The 17,917-nt window shown below is 69.9% G+C and carries 14 protein-coding genes and 1 pseudogene; 4 read left to right on the forward strand and 11 right to left on the reverse strand.

The genetic code is table 11. The features are described from left to right. Positions 1-180 precede the first annotated feature (180 nt). Positions 181-1,848: a PucR family transcriptional regulator gene (locus ACIBK0_RS39980; RefSeq protein ID WP_399091357.1), complete on the reverse strand. Its 1,668-nt coding sequence runs from the start codon at positions 1,846-1,848 to the stop codon at positions 181-183. A gap of 142 nt (positions 1,849-1,990) precedes the next feature. Further along, on the reverse strand, positions 1,991-4,138 hold the full coding sequence (locus tag ACIBK0_RS39985; protein WP_399091360.1) for an ATP-binding protein: 2,148 nt from the start codon (positions 4,136-4,138) through the stop codon (positions 1,991-1,993). A gap of 323 nt (positions 4,139-4,461) precedes the next feature. Here ACIBK0_RS39985 and ACIBK0_RS39990 point away from each other — a divergent pair, with 323 nt between their 5' ends. The 3 genes from ACIBK0_RS39990 (at position 4,462) to ACIBK0_RS40000 (ending at position 7,375) form a co-directional block, all read left to right on the forward strand. Then, positions 4,462-4,860, forward strand: coding sequence for a hypothetical protein (locus ACIBK0_RS39990; RefSeq protein ID WP_399091363.1), 399 nt, complete (start codon positions 4,462-4,464; stop codon positions 4,858-4,860). A 157-nt stretch (positions 4,861-5,017) separates the two neighbouring features. Continuing rightward, entirely contained in the window at positions 5,018-6,352 is a 1,335-nt protein-coding gene (gene gabT, locus ACIBK0_RS39995) for a 4-aminobutyrate--2-oxoglutarate transaminase (RefSeq protein ID WP_399091366.1), read from the forward strand. Between the two features lie 168 nt (positions 6,353-6,520). Beyond that, a complete protein-coding gene (locus ACIBK0_RS40000; RefSeq protein ID WP_399091369.1) occupies positions 6,521-7,375 on the forward strand; it encodes a phosphatase PAP2 family protein in 855 nt (284 codons plus the stop codon). Here ACIBK0_RS40000 and ACIBK0_RS40005 read toward each other — a convergent pair. The 3 genes from ACIBK0_RS40005 to ACIBK0_RS40015 form a co-directional block, all read right to left on the reverse strand. Beyond that, positions 7,314-9,134 (reverse strand): chitinase, encoded by a 1,821-nt coding sequence (locus ACIBK0_RS40005; protein WP_399091372.1) that lies wholly within the window; start codon positions 9,132-9,134, stop codon positions 7,314-7,316. The two genes, ACIBK0_RS40000 and ACIBK0_RS40005, sit on opposite strands and share 62 nt — an antisense overlap. Positions 9,135-9,309: 175 nt before the next feature. Then, the gene (locus ACIBK0_RS40010; RefSeq protein ID WP_399091375.1) at positions 9,310-9,768 is read right to left on the reverse strand and encodes a hypothetical protein; all 459 of its coding nucleotides are present in this window, start codon (positions 9,766-9,768) and stop codon (positions 9,310-9,312) included. A 282-nt stretch (positions 9,769-10,050) separates the two neighbouring features. Beyond that, positions 10,051-10,779, reverse strand: coding sequence for an SDR family oxidoreductase (locus ACIBK0_RS40015; RefSeq protein WP_399091378.1), 729 nt, complete (start codon positions 10,777-10,779; stop codon positions 10,051-10,053). A gap of 152 nt (positions 10,780-10,931) precedes the next feature. On the opposite strand from ACIBK0_RS40015, the gene ACIBK0_RS40020 reads away from it, so the two are divergent. Further along, on the forward strand, positions 10,932-11,408 hold the full coding sequence (locus tag ACIBK0_RS40020; protein WP_399091459.1) for an RrF2 family transcriptional regulator: 477 nt from the start codon (positions 10,932-10,934) through the stop codon (positions 11,406-11,408). A 154-nt stretch (positions 11,409-11,562) separates the two neighbouring features. Here ACIBK0_RS40020 and ACIBK0_RS40025 read toward each other — a convergent pair. The 6 genes and pseudogenes from ACIBK0_RS40025 to ACIBK0_RS40050 form a co-directional block, all read right to left on the reverse strand. After that, a pseudogene (locus ACIBK0_RS40025) lies at positions 11,563-11,928 on the reverse strand (nitroreductase family protein). Positions 11,929-12,305: 377 nt separating this feature from the next. Beyond that, entirely contained in the window at positions 12,306-13,733 is a 1,428-nt protein-coding gene (locus tag ACIBK0_RS40030) for an NAD(P)/FAD-dependent oxidoreductase (protein ID WP_399091381.1), read from the reverse strand. A 30-nt stretch (positions 13,734-13,763) separates the two neighbouring features. Continuing rightward, the gene (locus tag ACIBK0_RS40035) at positions 13,764-14,564 is read right to left on the reverse strand and encodes an ABC transporter permease (RefSeq protein ID WP_399091384.1); all 801 of its coding nucleotides are present in this window, start codon (positions 14,562-14,564) and stop codon (positions 13,764-13,766) included. Next, positions 14,565-15,488: an ABC transporter permease gene (locus ACIBK0_RS40040; RefSeq protein WP_399091387.1), complete on the reverse strand. Its 924-nt coding sequence runs from the start codon at positions 15,486-15,488 to the stop codon at positions 14,565-14,567. After that, on the reverse strand, positions 15,488-16,648 hold the full coding sequence (locus ACIBK0_RS40045; RefSeq protein WP_399091390.1) for an ABC transporter ATP-binding protein: 1,161 nt from the start codon (positions 16,646-16,648) through the stop codon (positions 15,488-15,490). Before ACIBK0_RS40045 ends, ACIBK0_RS40040 begins: the two co-directional genes overlap by 1 nt. Next, positions 16,645-17,892 carry a spermidine/putrescine ABC transporter substrate-binding protein gene (locus ACIBK0_RS40050; RefSeq protein ID WP_399091393.1) on the reverse strand — a complete coding sequence of 416 codons (1,248 nt, stop codon included), beginning with the start codon at positions 17,890-17,892 and terminating at the stop codon, positions 16,645-16,647. Before ACIBK0_RS40050 ends, ACIBK0_RS40045 begins: the two co-directional genes overlap by 4 nt. Positions 17,893-17,917: the final 25 nt, after the last annotated feature.

The following is a 17,917-nucleotide window of genomic DNA, read 5'->3' on the forward strand; positions in this document are numbered from 1 at the left end:
GAGGCGAGGAGCCGCCGCGACCAGCCCCCACCAACCCGCAGCCACGGGGGGTCTCGCCAGGGGCGCGGGGAACTGCGCGACCAGCCCCCCGCCCACCCGCAGCCAAAAGGCGACCCCCGGGGGCCTGGGGGCGGAGCCCCCAGATGCGGGACGGGTAGGGGCGAAGGGGGCGAAAACCCCCTACTCCCCCGTCCCCGCCGTCGCCTTCAACGCCAGCCAGAGCTCCATCCGCACATCCGGATCGTCCAGCGACCGCCCGAGGATCTCCTCGACCCGCCGCATGCGGTACCGCAACGTGTGCCGGTGCACACCCAAATCCGCAGCCGCCGCGTCCCACTGCCCATGCCGCGACAACCACGCCCGCAGCGAGGCCACCAGATCTCCCCGTCCGGTCGCGTCGTGCTCGTGCAACGCCCGCAGCAACCCGTCCGCGAACGCCCGCACCGCGTCATCGGCCAGCAGCGGCAGCACCGAGCCGGCCGCAAGCTCCTCGTGCTCCACGAGGAAACGCCCGCGCCGCCGCGCGACGGACAACGCCTGCTCGGCCTGCTTGTAGGCGGCGCCCGCGGCGATCGGCCCCGCGGGCGCCGACAGCCCGACCACCAGCTCGTCCTCGTCACCGGCGGGCTGCTCCCGTACGGCAGCCCGCGCGGCCTCCAGGGCCACCGCGTACTCCCCGCACGCGGCGACCGCCGCCCCGCCGTCCACCGCGAGCACGACCAGCCGCTCCCCCTCGGGCACGACCAGCACCGACTCACCGGATCGGGCGGCCGCGGACTCCACGACCTCGGCCAGCCCGCCGAGCGGGTCGCCGTTGGTGTCGGGCACGGCTGCAGCGGCGGCCGAGGGCGCCGCCGTGGCCACGCGCGCGTGGCCGTCCGCATGTGCCCGCGCGGCCGACGCGGACGCCGACTCGGCGAGGATCAGCCGGAAGGGCGCGTCGAGCAGCGCGCCGTACAGGTCCCCGGCGACGGCCCGGGCATGGTCGGGCTCGCCCGCGAGCAGCATGCGCAGTACGGCCGCGCCGATCCGCTGCTCGGCCGCGTGCAGCGACCGCGACCGTTCGGTGGTGAGCGTCAGCAGGGCGATCGCCGAGTGCACGGCGTACCGCTCGGCGGTCCCGAGCGCGGCCGCCGTCCCCACGGCGAGCGCGGCACGCGGCCGCCGCCCGGTACCGAGGGAGTGCAGTTCCACGCGGTCTTCCCGGTCCTCGCCACCGACGACGGAGCTGGCCGGCGCGGGCCGCTCCCGCAGCCGCTCCACGTCCGGCGTGAGGCGCGCGGCCCGGCGCCCCGCCCACTCGGGCGCGGAGGCGACAACGTCGCCGGACGCGTCGTACAGCGCCGCCCATCCGTCGACCTGCCCGGCGAGCGCGGCGAGCAGCCCCTCGGGCCCGTCGTTCAGCGCCCGCTTGGTCAGCTCGCGCTGCGCGGCGAAGCCGGCCGTGACCGCCCGGTACTGATCCGCCGCGATGGCGGCGGACACTGCCTTGCTGATGGCGAGGAAGGGCGTACGCCGGGGCACTTCGAGGAGCGGCAGCCCCTCCTCCGCCGCCGCGTCGACGAGCGCCTTGGGGATCTCGTCATAGTTGACCCCGACCGCGAAACCGAGCCCGACCACCCCGGCTCCCACCAGGCGCTTCACATAGCGCCGCATGACCTCGGGGTCCTCCGCGTCCAGCTGGAGCGCGGTGATCAGCAGCAGCTCCCCGCCCTCCATGTACGGCACGGGGTCGGCGAGCTCGCTGGCATGCGCCCAGCGGACGGGCACGTCCAGGCGGTCCTCGCCCGCGCGCACCGTGAGCTTGAGCGCGGAGTGGTGGACGAGCGAGGCGAGCGTGGGGGGCATGAGGCCTTCAGGTCTGTGTGATCTTTGTGATCTTTTGGCCGCCACGTATGAACGGCCTGTGTCGATTCTGCCTCACCGTACGGTCACCATGTGCCCTGATGTCCATACGTCCTGCTCAGCCGCACAGATCCACACATCACCCTCAGCTCCGCAGATCCACCAGCAACGGCGGCGCGTGCTCCCCCTTCACATTGGTCAGCGACAGCACCGCGTGCCCCGGCGGTACCCCGTGTGCCAGTTCGGACGCGGACCAGCGCTCCCGCTCGACCTGCCGCACGGTGACGGCCCGGGCGGTCGGCGCGTGGCCGGTGATCACCCGCCGCAGCATGTGCACCGCCTTGCCCGCCGGGGTCTCGGCGATGATCTGCCGGTCGGTGACGTCCCGCGCCTCGGTCCACTCCTTGCCCCAGACCTCGGCGAAGTCCTGCCCGTCCCAGGGGGTGAGCCCCGACAACGCCATCCGGCAGCCGATCGCGCCCAGCAGCGGGCTGCGCAGCGGTCGCGGCACGTCGTCGAGCGTGCGCAGCGTCAGCACGGCCCCCGCGTTGCCCGACCGCAGTCGCTGAATCCCGCGAACGGCCTCGGGTGTGACCACCCCCGTCGCGTCGTCGAGCACCAGACAGGCGAACAGCGACCGGTCCTCGCGCACCGCGACACTCGCCGTGAACTGCGCGAGCACCAGCCGCGCCAGGATCCGCGAGGCGTCGGCATGCCCACGCGCGGGCACATCGATCCGTACGCGCACGGGGTGGTCGAGCGCGCGCAGCGAGAAGGGCCGGGACTGCCCGGACGTGTCGAAGAACCCCGCGAACGCGGGCCGGTCGAGCAGGGCGACCCGATCCGCGAGCACTCCCCCGACATCGCCCGGGTGCCCCGACTGCCGCTCGCGCGCGTCCAGTTCCCGCAGCAGCGACTCCTGCCCGGTGTCCTCCAGGGCCTTGCGCAGCGCGCCGAGCGGTCCGGGAGTGCCGTCGAGGAGCCGGCGCAGTTCCGGCACCGACGGGAACCGGCCGTGGACGGCCTGGAAGGGCCCCAGCAGCTGGGCGAGTACGGTGGTCGACCGGCGACTGTCGCCTCCGGGATGCGGATCGGCGAGATCCCCGACGAGCGCCTCGGCCAGCACGGCCGCGGCCTCGTCGGGGTCGGTCGTCCCGCCGTACAGGTCGAGGTCGTACACGGACTCGGGATTCCCGATCCGTACGACGACGTCATACGCGTCGGCGGGCCCGAGCCCGGCGCCCGCGGCACCCACCACGACGACCGCGGCCCGCCCGGCGAGCGCGTGCAGGCAGAGCGATTCGGCGAGCGGCCAGACGACACCTCCGGTCTTTCCGGTCCCGGCGGGGCCGACGGCGAGCAACGACGTGCCCAGCAGATCGGGACCGAGGGCGAGTCCGGTGCCGCGGTAGGCGTACGGATTGCGTGGGTCATCGGCGGTCGTCCCGAGCCGGACCTGCCCGGTCACGAGGTCGTGCCGCGCGAGCCGACCCGGCAGATCGCGGTCGCCGGAAGGATGCAGACAGGCGGCGGCCCCGTCCTTGAGCACCGCGCCCGTGAACGTGGCGAGGCTGTGCCGCCCGCTGCGTACGCCCTGCCAGGCGCGGGCGATCCGGGCGTGGTCGACGTCCCGCATCAGCCCGGCGCGGGCCTCGGCGGCGAGCCGTTCGGCGGCGTCACCGGCTCCGGCGGCGCGGAGCTGGTTCCACTGGGCGGGGTCATCCTCGGGCGCGGGCGGCCGCTCGCTCGCGGGGGCGGCACGCTGCCAGGCGGGCAGCCCGTAGCGCCGCCACACCTCACCCCATCGGCCGAGCCGGCCGACGCCGATCATGATGACGAAGGCGATGAGCGTGTAGTAGCCGTACCAGAGGAACGCGTTTCCGACGCGATCGCCGCTGTGCCGCCAGGAGTCGGGGGTGAACAACTCCAGCGGCAGGACCCACCAGCCGCCCAGATATCCGTTCCAGAGCAGCGACCAGATCAGCCACCCCACCAAGAAGGCGATCACGGCCCCGCTCAGCAGCTGCCGCGCCGGAATCTGCGCCGGCTCCTCCTCCGGTCGCGGCCGGTGCCCGAACCGCCACACCCCGGGCGCCGCCTCGGGCCGGGGCGCTCGCACCCACGCGAGGAAGGCGGAGCCGTCCGGCAACGGTGGCACCCCGGGGGCCCGCGCGGGCCGTGGCGGCGCGGCAGGCACCTCCGGCGGTGTCACCGGCGCGTCCGGCGGCCCCGCCGGACGCGGCACAGAATTGGCATGCGTGCCCCGCGCGTCCTGCGTCCCGTCGCTGTCCATCGCCCTTGCCCCCTGACCAGCCGCTCCGTGCGTCGTCCGCGAGTCAATCTAGTGCCCCGCGGGGCGAGTTCACCGCTTACCCGGCCGGGCCTGGGCCGATGCGCCGGCGCTTGATCTCCCCAAAGCGAACGGACCGGCGCACTCCGGATACTGTCTTCCGGTCCTACGTCATGGTGATCTGACGCACCGTAGGGAACAGGAGACTCCGGTGACCGGCCAACGGGCCTTCGACCACGGGGATTCGGCGAGCCCGACGCGCCGCGAGACCGCGTGGCGTGGGACGACCCGGCGACGCGCCGGGCCCGGCGGCGGGATCCGGCGGGATGCGCGCTCACACCGATCGGCCGGGTCGGGGCCTGGTTCCCGCTGTCGTCACCGACCACCGCGCCAGGGTCGGGCTGATCGTCACGGGCATGATCCTCGAAGTGATCCTCCCGCCCGCGCACCTCTACGTGGTCATCGCCGCCCGCCGGATGACCCGCACGCTCTCGGTGAACCGGTGGCGACTCGGCGACTGCGAGATCCGCAACCGCGGCAGGACACAACTGCCGACCGTCGAGGGCAGGGTCCTCACGCCGCACCCGTTCCGGTCGTACGTCAAGGGGAGCAACACCTGGCTGGGGATGGCCGGGCACCCGCACCAGCGCCGCGTCGTCTCCGACCCCGGCGGCGCCCGGTCCGTGGCCGTCGCTATGTCCACCACGGACAACCGAAGTGCCTGACAACGCCCACATGGAGCATGCCCACCCCCCATCCCCGGCCCTAGCCTGCGAAGAAAGAAGAAAGCGTCCGAAAAACACCCGCCCGGAACACCCCGGTCGGCCGGAACAACCGGCTCGCCGGAACCCTCCGGTTCGCAAGATCATCAGGGAGCCCCTCATGACCGCACTTCCGCAGGAGCGCCGCGTCGTCACCGCCATCCCCGGCCCGAAGTCGCAGGAGCTGCAGGCCCGCCGTACCGCCGCGGTCGCGGCCGGTGTGGGCTCGGTGCTCCCTGTCTTCACCACGCGCGCCGGCGGCGGCATCATCGAGGACGTCGACGGGAACCGCCTGATCGACTTCGGCTCCGGCATCGCCGTGACCAGCGTCGGCGCGAGCGCCGAGGCCGTCGTGCGCCGGGCCTCCGCCCAGCTGCAGGACTTCACCCACACCTGTTTCATGGTCACGCCGTACGAGGGCTACGTGGCCGTCGCCGAGGCGCTGGCCGAGCTCACGCCGGGTGACCACGCCAAGAAGTCCGCGCTCTTCAACTCCGGCGCCGAGGCCGTCGAGAACGCCGTCAAGATCGCGCGTGCGTACACCAAGCGCCAGGCCGTCGTCGTCTTCGACCACGGCTACCACGGCCGCACGAACCTGACGATGGCGCTGACCTCCAAGAACATGCCGTACAAGAACGGTTTCGGTCCGTTCGCGCCCGAGGTCTATCGCGTGCCGGTGGCGTACGGCTACCGCTGGCTGACCGGCCCGGAGAACGCCGGCGCCGAGGCGTCCGCCCAGGCCATCGACATGATCAACAAGCAGATCGGCGCCGACAACGTCGCCGCGATCATCATCGAGCCGGTTCTCGGCGAGGGCGGCTTCATCGAGCCGGCGAAGGGCTTCCTTCCGGCCATCAGCAAGTTCGCCAAGGACAACGGCATCGTCTTCGTCGCGGACGAGATCCAGTCCGGCTTCTGCCGCACCGGCCAGTGGTTCGCCTGCGAGGACGAGGGTATCGTCCCGGACCTGATCACCACCGCCAAGGGCATCGCGGGCGGTCTGCCGCTCGCCGCCGTCACCGGCCGCGCCGAGATCATGGACGCCGCGCACGCGGGCGGCCTGGGCGGCACCTACGGCGGCAACCCGGTGGCCTGCGCCGGTGCGCTCGGTGCGATCGAGACCATGAAGGAGCTCGACCTCAACGCCAAGGCGAAGAACATCGAGGCGACCATGAAGTCCCGGCTGGGCGCGATGGCCGAGAAGTTCGACATCATCGGTGACGTCCGCGGCCGTGGGGCCATGATCGCCATCGAGCTGGTCAAGGACCGCGCGACCAAGGAGCCGAACCCCGAGGCGACCGCCGCGCTGGCCAAGGCCTGCCACCAGGAGGGCCTGCTGGTCCTGACCTGTGGCACCTACGGCAACGTCCTCCGTTTCCTGCCCCCGCTGGTCATCGGCGAGGACCTCCTGAACGAGGGTCTCGACATCATCGAGCAGGCCTTCGCCCGCATCTGACGCCCCACCCGCCCCAGCACCGCGAACCGGCCGACGCCCACGGCGATTCCGCTTGATTCCGGTGCTGGGGCGGGCGACGTCAGAGCGTGTGAAGAACGTGTGCGAGGTGCATGACGGGACGCGATTCCGTCTGTCGGAGCCGCACCCCCTGCCGTAGGTTCTACCCAGATGAGAGATACACCCCGCCCACAGGGGACTGTGGGTGACACCGGGTCGAGGCCTCCCCAGCTTCGCCCTGGTCGTGCCCTCGCGCACACACCCGGAGCTTCCGGCTCCGGATCTCCTCACCGATCGGACAGTCGCCCGCCCCAAACCCCCCGGGGCGCGCGGCATTCCGGTCTGGACGGCCGCCTCGGAACTACCCCCCCTGTTCCGGGGCGGCCGACCTTCCTCCTCGGCCTCCCGGCCCTTCTCCTCGCGCTGATCACCTGGCAGGTCGCGGCCCACGGCCCCCTCGCCCGCGCGGACGAACGCCTCAGCGGCTCCCTGGTCCACCCGGACCGCCCCTCGGAACTCCTGGCCGACCTCGGCAGCATCACGGTCGCCGTCCCGATCCTCGCCGTCGTCCTCGTCTACGTCGCCTCGCGCGCCCGCGCCGCCAAAATCCACCGATGGTGGCTGGAACCGACCGCAGCAGCCGTCCTCATGACAGCGGTCCCGGCCCTGGTCGTCCCCTTCAAGGAACTGACCGCCCGCCCCGGCCCCCCGGTCATGGGCCCGGGCACGGGCTTCTATCCCTCGGGCCACACCGCCACCGCCGCCATCGCGTACGGCAGCGCGACCCTGCTCCTCCTCCCCTGGCTACGCACCTCCCCCGCCCGCCGCACGCTGGTCATCGTCTGCCTCGGCCTCAACCTCGCCGTCGCCTGCGGGCTGGTACGCCGCGGCTACCACTGGCCACTGGACGTCGTGGCCAGTTGGTGCCTCTGCGCGGTGCTGCTGTCCGCCCTGTGGCTCTTCCTCAGCCGAAGTACCCGTCGAAGTTCTTCGAGAACTCCCCACTCCCGTACCGGTCCCAGTTGATCGACCACGTCATCAGGCCGCGCAGGGCCGGCCAGGTGCCGTGGGTGGCGTACGAGCCGCAGTTGGTCCTCTTGGTGAGGCAGTCGAGGGCCTTGTTCACCTCCGTCGGTGATACGTAGCCGTTGCCGGCGTTCGTCGAGGCGGGCATGCCGATGGCGATCTGGTCGGGGCGCAGGGGCGGGAAGACGTTGTTCGCGTCGCCGGCGACCGGGAAGCCGGTGAGGAGCATGTCGGTCATGGCGATGTGGAAGTCGGCGCCGCCCATGGAGTGGTACTGGTTGTCGAGGCCCATGATCGAGCCGGAGTTGTAGTCCTGGACGTGCAGCAGCGTCAGGTCGTCGCGCAGGGCGTGGATGACGGGGAGGTAGGCGCCGGCGCGCGGGTCCTGGCCGCCCCATTTGCCGGTGCCGTAGTACTGGTAGCCGAGTTGGACGAAGAAGGTCTCCGGGGCCATGCTCAGGACGAACTTCGAGCCGTACTTGGCCTTCAGCGTCTTCAGCGCCGAGATGAGGTTGACGATCACCGGCGTGGTCGGGCTCTTGAAGTTCGTGTCACTGGCGTCGAGCGAGAGCGAGTGGCCCTCGAAGTCGATGTCCAGGCCGTCCAGGCCGTAGATGTCGATGATCTTCGAGACGGACGACACGAACGTGTCCCTCGCCGCCGTCGTCGTGAGCTGCACCTGCCCGTTCTGGCCGCCGATGGAGATCAGGACCTTCTTGCCCGCCGCCTGCTTCGCCTTGATCGCCGCCTTGAAGTCGGCGTCGCTCTCGACCGTCGGGCACTCGGTGACCGGGCAGCGGGTGAAGCGGATGTCGCCCGAAGTGGTGGAGGTGGGCTCACCGAAGGCCAGGTCGATGACGTCCCAGCTGTCGGGGACGTCGGCCATGCGGGTGTAGCCGGCGCCGTTGGCGAAGCTCGCGTGCAGGTAGCCGACGAGGGCGTGGGTGGGGAGGTCCGAGGAGCCTCCGCCCGAGCCTGCGGACGTGGTCGCGGTCACCGTCGCCGACTTCGCCGACTCGCCCGCGTCGTTCGTCGCGGCGACCTGGAAGGAGTACGCCGTCGAGGGGGACAGTCCGCTCACGGTCGTCGAAGTGCTGCCGGCCGTCTGGACTTTGACGCCGTCGCGGTAGACGGCGTAACCCGTCGCGCCGGTCACCGCGGACCAGGACAGGGCGACGCTCGAGGACGTGACCGTGCCGACCGTCAGACCGGTGGGCGCGGTCGGCGGCTGACCCGCGTCGACGCCGGGGCCGACCAGGGAGAGGTCGTCGGCGTAGTAGGTGCCGGTGCCGTACCAGCCGTGCGTGTAGATCGTGACCTTGGTGGTGGACGCGCCCGTGCGGAAGGTGGTGGTGAGCTGCTGCCAGTCGGTCGCGGACTGGGTCCAGGTGGAGACGTCGGTGGTGCCGGTGCCGCTCGCGCCGAGGTAGACGTAGCTGCCCCGGACGTATCCGGAGAGGGTGTACTGGGAGTCGGGTTTGACGGTCACCGTCTGGGAGCACTGCGCGTAGTCGCTGCCGGCCGGGGTCGCCCGCAACGCCGAAGTTCCGCTCCGTACCGGTGAATTGACGGTGCCGCCCGCCGTACAGGACCAGTCGTCCAGGCCCGACTCGAACCCGCCGTTCTTCGCGAGGTCCGCGTCGGCCGCACGGGCGGCCGACGAGAGTGCGGCGAGGCCGGGTACGGCCAGGACGGTGGCCGTGCACACGGCGATGAGTCTGCGACGCAGGAACGGTCCGGCGCGTCCGGTGCGATCCACAACTGCCTCCGGGCATGGGGGAATTAGGAGGGTGGAGCGCGCCCAACTTGGTCCAGACCAATTCTGTTGTCAAGACCTCTGCACATACAAGGCCTCCGGTACGTACGAGACCGCGGACAAGTACAACGCTTCTGGTACGTGCAGGACCCCCGACAGTTACCAGGGGCCGCCCCCCTCACGGCCGTCGGTCATCGTCTCCGGCGAGACCCGCCCCCGCCTCGTGCATGGCCAGTTCCAGCAGCGCCGGATCGGTGAGCGTGCCCGAGCCGTCCGGCGGTATCAGCCAGCGGACCCCGCCGGTCGACCGTCCCGGGTACGGCACCACGATCCAGGTGCCGCGACCCGCTGTGCGCACCCCCGTGCCGAGTCGGCCGGCCGCGGTACCCGCCGGCACGAAGAAGCCCATCCGCGCGTCGCCGAAGTCGACGAGCACCGGCCCCGGTTGGTCGATCACCCTGGAGAGCACGTCGAGGGTTGGACAGCCGAGCCGGCCCGGCAGGATGAGTACGTCCCAGGCCTTGCCCGCCGGCAGCAGCGCGAGCCCCTGTGGATTGCGCTCCCACTCCCACCGGCAGGCCTCGGGGTCCGGAGCTACGGATGCCAGCCACTCGACCGCCGCCTTGGCCCCTGTCATGGCGGAACCTCCCTTTCTCGTGTCGACGCTGGTCGCGTCACGAGGGAGAGGGAGGTCCGGGCCGGGCATTACGCGGGTTCCGGCCACTTGTTGGTGGTGAATCGGGTCACGGTGATCGCGCAGGGCGTACGCAGATCGGGGCGAGGCGCGCACTACATGATCGCGAACGCTTCAACGCGCCCCCACCAGCCCCCTGGCCGCCGTGCCGAGTTCCTGTCATCACCCACGACGGGCCAGGGTTCGCCTGTGTGCGGTCCGCGCACCCGAGACGGCGCGAGCGGTTCAGGAGAGCCAGTCGGCGTAGCGCGTGGGGGCGAGGTGGGCGTCCTTGTCGGTGAGGACGTCGCCCTTGACGACGGCGAACATGCCCGCGGTGGGGTCGGTGACGACGGTGCGGTTGTCGCCCTTGCGGGACAGGGTGATCCGGCCCAGCTCGTCCAGGGCGAAGATCTCGGGGCCGCCGATGTTGCGAATGCCCCTCAGCGGGGCGCCCGCGGCGACTTCCGTCACTGCGTCGGCGACGTCCTTGGCGGCGATCGGCTGGATCGGCGTGGCGGGCAGGCGAACGGTATCGCCGTCGCTGGTCCAGGACAGGACGGCGTCCATGAACTCCATGAACTGCGTCGCGCGGACGATCGAGTAGGGGATCGGTCCGGCCGCGAGGATCTTCTCCTGGAGCGCCTTGGCCCGGTAGTAGTCCAGCTCCGGGACCTGGTCCGTCCCGACGATCGACAGGATGACGAAGTGGCCGACGCCGCCCTTCCGGGCCGCGGCCAGAAGGTTGTCCATCGAGGTCTGGAAGAAGGCGGGGGAGGCTTCGTCGAAGGTCGGGGAGTTCGTCAGATTGACGACGACGTCGGCTCCCGCCACCGCCTCGTCCAGTCCCTGGCCGCTGATGACGTCGACTCCGGTGGACTGCGAGTGCGGTACCGCCTCGTGTCCGGCGGCGTTCAGATTCTTGACGACCTGCGACCCGATCAGGCCGGTACCGCCGATGACCGCGAACTTCATGACACACCTTTCGTTGGATGATATGTCCGCAATATGGCATATAACCCCCTCGCGGGCGTTGCATGCAGCTAACTCGGACACTTTCTGTCCGAGACTATACGCGGACATTCATTGTCCGAGTCAAGCCGACTGGTTAAAGTGACCGGGTGAAGATGTCCGGCGGAGTCGAGTGGGCCCTGCATTGCTGCGTCGTGCTCACATCGGTCGAGGAGCCCGTCCCCGCGACCAAGCTGGCGGAGCTGCACGACGTCTCGGCGAGCTATCTGGCCAAACAGATGCAGGCGCTCTCCCGGGCCGGGCTGGTGCGCTCGGTACAGGGCAAGGCGGGCGGCTACGTACTCACCCGGGAACCCGCCTCGATCACGGTGCTCGATGTGGTCGAAGCGGTCGACGGCCCCGGCCAGGCGTTCACCTGCACGGAGATCCGCCGGCGGGGCCCGCTGGCCACCCCGGCCGAGTCGTGCACCGCACCCTGCCCGATCGCCCGCACGATGACCGGGGCGGACGCGGCCTGGCGAGCGGCCCTGCGGGCCGTCTCGATCGCCGATCTGGTTCAGGACGTCGCCTCCACCTCCGGCCCCGCCGCGATGGCCGGCATCAGCGCATGGCTGACCGCGCCGGACGCGTGAGGATTCGGACGGACGGGAACGCCCGCTCGCCGCTTGATCCCGACACTGGACTCCGACGCCGGCCGAAGGATCGGTTCACGCCCCTTGGAGCGCGCATCCTCCACATCGGTCAACCGTGAGAAACGACGCTTCGATGGGCTGAGAGCGGGCAGCGTCAATAGCCGTCGACGAACGTGACCGTCGCGTCGAGCGGCGCCCGGCCCGTACGGGCGTAGTCCACCGTGACGTCCTCTAACCCGATCGACATGCCACGGAAGAGGATGAGGTCGTCCGGGGGCGACAGGATCCCCGCGACGGTCTTGCGATACACCGACCGCTCCATCTGCGGTCAGCTGTGCAGCCCTTCGGCGCGGAGCAGCAGCATGAGGGTCTGCACATAGGCGCGCCACGGCTGGAGGTTCGATCCGGACGGCGACCACGCCGCGGCGGACAGCACGCGCTCCAGCACCTCCCTCGGGACAGGCCGGTCGGTGAATCCGCGCACCGCCCGTCGGCTCGTCACCGCCTCATGGACGTCCAAGATCACCCATCTCCCCTCGACTTCAACGCGCCCACCTTCGTCACGATCACGACTGTATCATTCAATACTATCTGGGGAGACAGGTGAGCCCCGCACAGCGCGAGGAAGGAGTTCCCCAGCCCGCCGCCAGAGGCCAGGGCGGCGCGAAGGGGCGACGGCCGTGGCTCTCAAGGCCGGGTTCGCCGCGAAAGCCGCATGCGACGACGCGCGCCCACGCGGCCGGCAACCGGTGCGTGGGCGCGACGTCTGCTGATGCCCTGCTACCTCACGCCGGCGGGACCGCGGGGCGCGAGGGCAGGTGGAGGTGTGCTTCCAGATCGCCAAGGGCAGTCGTGAGGCGCCGCACCCCGAAGTCGGCGCTATCCGAAAGACAGGCCCTAACTGTCGAAGCCGAGCCCCAGCTTGTCCATCGTCTTCAGCCACAGATTGCGCCGGCCGCCGTGCGAGTCCGCCCGCGCCAGCGACCACTTGGTGAGCGTGATGCCGGTCCAGGCGAACGGCTCGGGCGGGAACGGCAGCGGCTTCTTGCGGACCATGTCCAGCTCGGTGCGCTCCGTGCGCTCCCCCGCCAGCAGGTCGAGCATCACGTCCGCGCCGAACCGGGTGGCGCCCACACCGAGGCCCGTGTAGCCCGCCGCATAGGCGACCTTGCCCTGGTGGGCGGTGCCGAAGAAGGCCGAGAACCGCGAGCAGGTGTCGATCGCCCCACCCCAGGCGTGGGTGAAGCGGAGCCCCTCCAACTGCGGGAAGCAGGTGAAGAAATGCCCGGCGAGTTTGGCGTACGTCTCCGGACGGTCGTCGTACTCGGCGCGCACCCGGCCACCGTACGGGTAGATCGCGTCGTAGCCGCCCCACAGGATCCGGTTGTCCGCGGAGAGCCGGAAGTAGTGGAACTGGTTCGCCGAATCCCCGAGGCCCTGGCGGTTCTTCCAGCCGATGGACGCCAACTGGTCGGCGGTGAGCGGCTCGGTCATCAGCGCGTAGTCGTAGACCGGAACGGTGTACGAGCGGACCCGCTTGATCAGGTTCGGGAAGATATTGGTGCCGAGCGCGACCCGTCGGGCCCGGATCGAGCCGTACGGAGTGCGTACGGCCATGCCGGCGCCGTACGGCTTCAACTGCAGCGCGGGCGTGTGCTCGTACAGCCGCACCCCGAGCTCCAGACAGGCCCGCTTCAAGCCCCAGGCGAGCTTGGCGGGGTGCAGCATGGCGACTCCGCGGCGGTCGTGCAGCCCGCCGAGGAATGTCGGTGAGTCGACTTGTTCCCGTACCGCGTCGGTGTCCAGGAACTCGACGCCGTCCGCGAGGCCCTCGCGCTCCAGCTCCTCGTGCCACTCGCGCAGTTCGGCCGCCTGGTGCGGCTCGGTGGCCACGTCGATCTCGCCGCTGCGCTCGAAGTCGCAGTCCAACGAGTAGCGGGCGACGGCCGCCTCGATCTCGTCGAGGTTGCGGGCGCCCAGCTTCTCCAGCTTCTTGATCTCGCCCGGCCAGCGGGTGAGCCCGTTGGCCAGGCCGTGGGTGAGGGAGGCGGCACAGAAGCCGCCGTTGCGGCCGGAGGCGGCCCAGCCCACCTCACGGCCTTCGACGAGGACCACGTCGCGCCCCGGGTCGCGCTCCTTGGCGATCAGCGCGGTCCACAGTCCGCTGTAGCCGCCGCCGACGACCAGCAGGTCGCAGGTCTCGGCGCCGGTGAGCGCGGGCTCGGGGTGGGGCCTGCCGGGGTCGTCCAGCCAGTACGAGACCGGCTGGGCGTCGGAAAGTGACTTCGTCCAATGATTCCCACTTGTCATGGCGCTTGGGGCCATGATTTCAACTCCCTACAAGGGTGACGAGCGTTATGCCTTTTGCTTGTTCCGGCGATTGCCGATGACCATTCCGACCAGGACGAACAGTACGGCGACGAGGAACATGGCCGTACCGATGACATTGATCTGAACGGGTGTTCCGCGCTGTGCCGAGCCCCAGACGAACATGGGGAAGGTGACGGTCGAGCCCGCGTTGAAATTGGTGATGATGAAATCGTCGAAGGAGAGCGCGAAGGCGAGCAGCGCGCCCGCGGCGATTCCGGGGGCCGCGATGGGCAGGGTGACCCGGAGGAAGGTCTGCGCGGGACCGGCGTACAGGTCCTGCGCGGCCTGCTCCAGGCGCGGGTCCATCGACATGACACGCGCCTTGACGGCGGTGACGACGAAGCTGAGGCAGAACATGATGTGGGCGATCAGAATCGTCCAGAAGCCCAACTGCGCACCCATGTTGAGGAAGAGGGTGAGCAGCGAGGCGGCCATCACGACCTCGGGCATCGCCATCGGCAGGAAGATCAGCGAGTTCACCGCGCCGCGCGCCCGGAAGCGGTAGCGGACCAGCGCGAAGGCGATCATCGTGCCGAGGACGGTGGCCCCGATGGTCGCCCAGACGGCGATCTGCAGGCTGAGGGAGAGCGAGCCGCACATGTCGGCGACCCCGCACGGGTCGCGCCACGCGTCGGTCGAGAACTGCTGCCATTCGTAGTTGAAGCGCCCCTTCGGCTTGTTGAAGGAGAACACCGTGACGATGACATTGGGCAGCAGCAGATATCCGAGCGTCAGCAGTCCCGCGATGACGACGAGATGGCGCTTGAGCCAGCGTACGAAGGCCATTTAAACCAGATCCTCCGTCCCGGACTTGCGGATGTAGAGCGTGACCATGATGAGGATCGCGGCCATGAGAATGAACGAAAGGGCCGCGGCCGTCGGATAGTCGAGAATCCGCAGGAATTGGGTCTGGATGACGTTGCCGACCATCCGGGTGTCCGTGGAGCCGAGCAGATCGGCGTTCACGTAGTCACCGCTGGCCGGGATGAAGGTGAGCAGCGTGCCGGAGACGACACCGGGCATCGACAGCGGGAAGGTGACCTTGCGGAAGGTCGTGAAGGGTGTCGCGTACAGGTCGCCCGCAGCCTCGTGCAGCCGTCCGTCGATCCGCTCCAGCGAGGTGTAGAGCGGAAGGATCATGAACGGCAGGAAGTTGTACGTCAGTCCGCAGACCACCGCGAGGGGCGTGGCCAGCACGCGGTCGCCGGCCGTGAAGCCCAGCCAGTTGGTGACGTCCAGGACGTGCAGCGAGTTCAGGGCGCCGACGACCGGGCCGCCGTCCGCGAGGATCGTCTTCCAGGCAAGCGTACGGATCAGGAAGCTGGTGAAGAACGGCGCGATCACCAGGATCATGATCAGGTTGCGCCAACGGCCCGCGCGGAAGGCGATCAGATACGCGAGCGGGTAGCCGAGCAGCAGACACAGGATCGTCGCGGCGCCGGCGTAGAGCACCGAGCGCAGGAACTGCGGCCAGTAGTCGGCGAGCGCGTTCCAGTACGTCTGGAAGTGCCAGGTGACCTTGAAGCCCTCCTCCAGGGAGCCCGTCTGCACGGACGTGGAGGCCTGGTAGATCATCGGCAGCGCGAAGAAGACGATCAGCCAGAGGATGCCGGGCAGGAGCAGCCAGTACGGGACGAGCCGGCCGCGCTTGCGGGGCGGCTTCTCCGCGGGCTGTGGCGCGAGCGGTGGCGCCTCGGTGACGGCGGCCATCAGGCTGCCTCCTCGTCCACCGTCTCGACGCCGGCGTCGATGTCCTGGGCCGCGTCCAGGCCGAAGGTGTGCGCGGGGCTCCAGTGCAGGACGACGTCTGCGCCGGGGGTGAGCCGGGCGTCGCGGTCGATGTTCTGCGAGTAGACCTCGAACTCGGGGCAGACGACGCTGTCGATGACGTACTGCGTGGAGACGCCGATGAAGCTGGAGTCGGCGATCTTGCCGGTGATCCGGTTGCGGCCCTCCGGGATCTCGCCCGCGTCGTCGGCGTGCGTGAGGGAGATCTTCTCGGGGCGTATGCCGACCAGCACCTTGCCGCCGGTCGCGGTGGGTGCCGAACATCGCGCCTGCGGCAGCACGAGCTTCCCGCCACCCGCCTGGAGGACGATGTCGTCGCCGCTCTTGGAGTCGACCGCGGCCTCGATGAGGTTCGAGGTGCCCAGGAAGTTGGCGACGAAGGTGGTGTTCGGGTTCTCGTAGAGGTCGGCGGGCGAGCCGAGCTGCTCGACGCGGCCCGCGTTCATCACGGCGACCGTGTCGGCCATGGTCATGGCCTCCTCCTGGTCGTGCGTGACGTGGATGAAGGTGATGCCGACCTCGGTCTGGATGCGCTTGAGCTCCAGCTGCATCTGGCGGCGCAGCTTGAGGTCGAGGGCGCCGAGGGGCTCGTCGAGGAGCAGCACCTTGGGGTGGTTGATCAGCGCGCGGGCCACCGCGACGCGCTGCTGCTGACCGCCGGAGAGCTGGTGCGGCTTCTTGCGGGCCTGCTCGCCGAGCTGCACGAGCTCGAGCATGTCCTCGACCTGCTTCTTCACCGACTTGATGCCGCGTCGGCGCAGGCCGAAGGCGACGTTCTCGAAGATGTCGAGGTGCGGAAAGAGGGCGTACGACTGGAAGACGGTGTTCACCGGCCGCTTGTAGGGCGGCAGGTTCGTCACCTCCTGGTCGCCCAGGAAGACGGTGCCGGAGGAAGGTTCCTCCAGGCCCGCGATCATGCGCAGGGTGGTGGTCTTGCCGCAGCCCGACGCGCCGAGCAGGGCGAAGAACGAGCCCTGGGGCACGGTCAGGTCGAGCGGGTGTACGGCGGTGAAGGCACCGTACGTCTTGCTGATCCCGGAGAGGCGGACGTCGCCGCTGCTGTCGTTGGTCATCGTGGTCACGCCCCTGTGAGCTTCGCGAACTTCTCTTCGTAGGCCGTCTCTTCCTTCTGCGTCAGCGAGCGGAAGGCGTGCGACTTCGCGGCCATGGCCTTGTCGGGAATGATCAGCGGATTGTCCGCCGCGTCCTTGTCGATCTTCGCGAGATAGGGCTTCACTCCGTCGACGGGACAGACGTAGTTGATGTAGGCGGCAAGCTCCGCGGCCGGCCCGGGCTCGTAGTAGTAGTCCATGAGCCGCTCGGCGTTCGTCTTGTGACGTGCCTTGTTGGGAATCAGCATGTTGTCCGTGGACGTCAGATAGCCGCTGTCCGGGATGATGAAGTCGACGTCCGGGCTGTCCGCCTTGAGCTGCACGACGTCACCGGCCCAGGCGACGCAGGCCGCGAGGTCGCCCTTGGTGAGGTCGGACGTGTAGTCGTTGCCCGTGAACCGGCGTATCTGGCCCTTGTCGACGGCCTTCTGCAGGCGGGCGGTCGCCGCGTCGAAGTCGTCGTCGGTGAAGTTCGCCGGGTCCTTGCCCATGTCGAGCAGCGTCATGCCCATGCTGTCGCGCATCTCCGAGAGGAAGCCGACGCGCCCCTTGAGCTTGGGGTTGTCGAGCATGTCGGAGATGGACTTGACCTCGATGCCGTCGAGCGCCTTCTTGTTGAAGGCGATGACGGTCGAAATGCCCTGCCAGGGATACGAGTAGGCCCGGCCGGGGTCCCAGTCCGGGTCGCGGAACTGCTGCGACAGGTTTGTGTAGGCGTGCGGCAGGTTGGAGGCGTCCAGTTTCTGGACCCAACCGAAGCGGATCAGCCGCGCCGCCAGCCAGTCGGTGACGACGATGATGTCGCGCCCGGTGTCCTGGCCCGCCGCGAGCTGCGGCTTGATCTTGCCGAAGAACTCGACGTTGTCGTTGATGTCCTCGGTGTACTTGACCTTGATGCCGGTCCGTTTGGTGAACGCGTCGAGCGTGGGGTGGTGCTTCTCGCTGTCGTCGACGTCCATGTACTCGGTCCAGTTGGAGAAGTTGATCGTCTTCTCCTTGGCCGAGTGGTCCTCGGCGGAGACGCCGCCCTGGGTCTTGCCGGCGGCGGGGATCCCGCAGGCGCTCAGCGCCCCGAGACCGCCGACGGCGAGCGCGCCGCCCGCGGAGGCGCGCAGCAGCGAACGACGGCTGAGGGAGGCCCTGCCGTTCCTGAAGCTGCGCCGCGTGGCGGCCACTTGGGCCGGGGTCAGGCGCTCGGGCTCGTACTGCTCCATGCTCGTGGTGCCCTTTCGGGAGGGT

The sequence above is a fragment of the Streptomyces sp. NPDC050564 genome, assembly GCF_044457265.1.
In the GTDB taxonomy this organism is placed as follows: Bacteria; Actinomycetota; Actinomycetes; order Streptomycetales; family Streptomycetaceae; genus Streptomyces.

Coding starts and splice junctions, on each gene's coding strand:
- ACIBK0_RS39980 (WP_399091357.1), bottom strand. CDS start 1,848: ATGCCCCCCACGCTCGCCTCGCTCGTCCACCACTCCGCGCTCAAGCTC.
- ACIBK0_RS39985 (WP_399091360.1), bottom strand. CDS start 4,138: ATGGACAGCGACGGGACGCAGGACGCGCGGGGCACGCATGCCAATTCT.
- ACIBK0_RS39990 (WP_399091363.1), top strand. CDS start 4,462: ATGCGCGCTCACACCGATCGGCCGGGTCGGGGCCTGGTTCCCGCTGTC.
- gabT (WP_399091366.1), top strand. CDS start 5,018: ATGACCGCACTTCCGCAGGAGCGCCGCGTCGTCACCGCCATCCCCGGC.
- ACIBK0_RS40000 (WP_399091369.1), top strand. CDS start 6,521: ATGAGAGATACACCCCGCCCACAGGGGACTGTGGGTGACACCGGGTCG.
- ACIBK0_RS40010 (WP_399091375.1), bottom strand. CDS start 9,768: ATGACAGGGGCCAAGGCGGCGGTCGAGTGGCTGGCATCCGTAGCTCCG.
- ACIBK0_RS40015 (WP_399091378.1), bottom strand. CDS start 10,779: ATGAAGTTCGCGGTCATCGGCGGTACCGGCCTGATCGGGTCGCAGGTC.
- ACIBK0_RS40020 (WP_399091459.1), top strand. CDS start 10,932: ATGTCCGGCGGAGTCGAGTGGGCCCTGCATTGCTGCGTCGTGCTCACA.
- ACIBK0_RS40030 (WP_399091381.1), bottom strand. CDS start 13,733: ATGGCCCCAAGCGCCATGACAAGTGGGAATCATTGGACGAAGTCACTT.
- ACIBK0_RS40035 (WP_399091384.1), bottom strand. CDS start 14,564: ATGGCCTTCGTACGCTGGCTCAAGCGCCATCTCGTCGTCATCGCGGGA.
- ACIBK0_RS40040 (WP_399091387.1), bottom strand. CDS start 15,488: ATGGCCGCCGTCACCGAGGCGCCACCGCTCGCGCCACAGCCCGCGGAG.
- ACIBK0_RS40050 (WP_399091393.1), bottom strand. CDS start 17,892: ATGGAGCAGTACGAGCCCGAGCGCCTGACCCCGGCCCAAGTGGCCGCC.